At 63.4% G+C, this 2725-nt stretch carries 2 protein-coding genes and 2 pseudogenes; 2 read left to right on the top strand and 2 right to left on the bottom strand.

Annotated features, from left to right (window positions below):
• Positions 1-592, top strand: a 592-nt coding sequence (locus HLUSI_RS0102870; RefSeq protein WP_016832538.1) for a LysR substrate-binding domain-containing protein, incomplete at its 5' end; no start/stop codon positions are given.
• A gap of 237 nt (positions 593-829) precedes the next feature.
• Positions 830-1576, top strand: a pseudogene (locus tag HLUSI_RS0102865) (YoaK family protein); the annotation flags it as partial.
• A gap of 111 nt (positions 1577-1687) precedes the next feature.
• Here HLUSI_RS0102865 and HLUSI_RS26700 read toward each other — a convergent pair.
• Entirely contained in the window at positions 1688-2359 is a 672-nt protein-coding gene (locus HLUSI_RS26700) for a DUF1120 domain-containing protein (RefSeq protein ID WP_016832536.1), read from the bottom strand.
• A pseudogene (locus tag HLUSI_RS26695) lies at positions 2356-2725 on the bottom strand (hypothetical protein); the annotation flags it as partial. The pseudogene HLUSI_RS26695 and the gene HLUSI_RS26700, both read right to left, overlap by 4 nt.

Below are 2725 nucleotides of genomic sequence, written 5' to 3'. Positions count from 1 at the left end.
CATCGTCGGCATGCTGATGATGCCGGCGCTGCGCGCCGCGCGCGCGCATCCCGAGATTGAACTGGAACTGGATTTCACCGACAGACTGGTTGACGTCATCGCCGAAGGCTTCGACGCCGTAGTGCGTTCCGGCGAAGCAGTCGATTCGCGCCTGGTGGCGCGACCGCTCGGCAAGTTCAGGTTCCGGCTGGCGGCGTCGCCGGCTTATCTCAAGCGTGCCGGCATGCCGCAGACGCCCGACGATCTGCTGCAGCACGCCTGCCTGCATCACCGCTTCGCCACCAACGGCAAGCTGGAGCGCTGGCCCCTGCGGGGCGGCCGAGGCCGCAAGGACCTCACGCTGGACTTGCCGACCACCGCCGTGGTCAACACCATCGAGCCGCTGATCCACATGGCCGAGGCCGGGCTGGGCATCGCTTGCCTGCCGGATTTCTCGATTCGCGAACAGGAGCGCAAAGGCACGCTGGTGAGCGTGCTCGACAACTACATCCATCACTCGGGCACCTTCCGCATGCTGTGGCCGTCGAGTCCCTATCTCTCGCCCAAGTTGCGTGCGTTTGTGGATTTCATGGCGGCGCATTTGTTCGGGTGACGGACATATGAAATTCAGGTGAAGAAATTCAGGTGAAATTCGCGCCCCTCCGGTCTTCCTGCAGGCGCTTCTTTCCAGGCGTCTTTTTACCGGATCATGCGGCATCGCTGGCGCACAAGAGAACGTAGCCGGCAGCATCAGCGAGGCGGGAGCGCTATACTTTGGGGGCCATACCGGAGACCGGCACGCACGGTGGTCTCCTTCCTGTTCAGCGCTGTATCGCCTCGGAAAACCGCTATGCCCGTCTCCTATCTCCGCAGTCTCGCCGGCAAGAACCGCACCCTGGCCGCCAACCGGCATCTGGCCTTTGTGTTGTCCGCGATTGCGGGCGCGATCAATGCCGGCGGTTTCCTGGTGGTCGGGCAATTCACTTCGCACATGTCCGGCATCCTGTCGATGATGGCCGAGGACGTCGCCATCGGTGCGATCGGCTTGTTGTTGTCGGGCGCGGCCAGCATGCTGTTCTTCATTGCCGGCGCGGCCAGTTCGGCGGTGCTGATCAACTGGGCGCGCAAGCGTCGCCTTGAAGCCGAATACGCCATGCCGCTGATCGCCGAAGCGCTGCTGCTGTTGTGCTTCGCGCTGCTGGGCGGCAACATCACCGGCATCGAGTGGCTGTTCGTGCCGGTCACGGTGCTGTTGCTGTGTTTCATCATGGGCTTGCAGAACGCCATGATCACCAAGCTTTCGCGCGCGGAAATTCGCACCACCCACGTCACCGGCATGGTCACCGACATCGGCATCGAACTGGGCAAGGCGCTTTATTGGAACAGCAACCGCCATCCCGACATGCATGTGCGCGCGGACGTCGCCAAACTTCGCACGCTGACCACGCTGGTGGCGCTGTTCTTCACCGGCGGCGTGGTCGGTGCGCTGGGATTCAGGCACATCGGCTTCATATTCACCTTGCCGCTTGCCGCCACGCTGATCTTCGTCGCGCTGGTGCCGGTGCTGGATGACGTACGGCGCGCGCTGGGTCGGCGGCCGTAACGCAGCAATAGCGCAGCAACGACGACGCGCCATGAAAAAGCCCGCCACCGCGCAATGCAGGGACGGGCTTTGCGCCAACCACAGCGCCTCCTCAAGTCAATTCAATTACAGGTACTGCACTTCAATCGTGGCCGAGCCGTCGAGGTCGATGTTCTGCGTCAGCGGCAGGTTGTCGCCCTTGTCCAGCACGGCGGTCACGCCGAGGTTGCCGGAGATGGTCTTGTACGAACCCGGCACGGTCGAACCGGTGGCGGCGAACGACTGGCGCGCGCTACCGTCGGCGTGGAAGCGGCCGTAGGTCGACTTGGTCCAGGTGTTGTTGTTGGCGGCGTCGGCCACCACGTCGGGAGTAGCGCCATCGGCCGTGAACGAACCGACGATGGTGCGCACGCTGTAGGCGCCGATGTTCTTGCCGCCCGCTGCGCCCAGGCCGTAGGCATGCTTGTCGGTCAGGTTGGAGTTGATCGCGGTCATCAGGCCGTTGACGACGGTCGATGCCTTGTTGTCGATGGCGCGCACGGCGACCTTGGTTGCTGCATCGCAAGTCACGGTAAAGGCGATGGTCTTTTCAGGCAGCGGATTCGCGGCTGTTTTCTTCAGGCCGGCGCCGGAGATGGTGCCGTAGTCGACCACGTTGGTGCCGGTGAAGCTTGGTGTACAGGCCGAAGGACGGATCACGCCCTTGACCTTCAGTTCGGCGGTCTCGGCGGCTTGCGCGGCGAAGGACACCAGCAGGGAAGCAGCCAGGGCGGAGAAGAGGGCGATTTGCTTGCTCATGATCGTTTCCTTAAGTAGTCAGATACGATGGCCGCATTGCGATGCGTCGCCGTCCAATGGCGCGTCTTCTTCCACGCCTGCACATACGGGAAGCGTCCCGCCGCCTTGAAATCCGGCTCCACACAGTTCCGGCCGAAGTCCGCCGAGAACGGCACGGCTGCACCTTCCTTCACGTAGCGGCGATACGGCACGGGGGCCAGCGCCGCATCGTAGTAGACGAAGCCGGTGCCCTGGCACAGCACCGCGGCGAAAGCCTGCGAGCGCGCCGGCAGTTCGTCGGCCGACTTCATGATGTAGTCGACGGCGATGTTGCGGTAGTGATAGCGCTGGTTGGGTTTGCTCTCGCTGGCGGCATAGCGCTTGCGC

This window comes from Herbaspirillum lusitanum P6-12 (genome assembly GCF_000256565.1).
In the GTDB taxonomy this organism is placed as follows: Bacteria; Pseudomonadota; Gammaproteobacteria; order Burkholderiales; family Burkholderiaceae_D; genus Herbaspirillum; species Herbaspirillum lusitanum.
The sequence above is the reverse complement of the archived record's forward strand: the minus strand, read 5'-3'. Positions and strand labels throughout refer to the sequence as shown.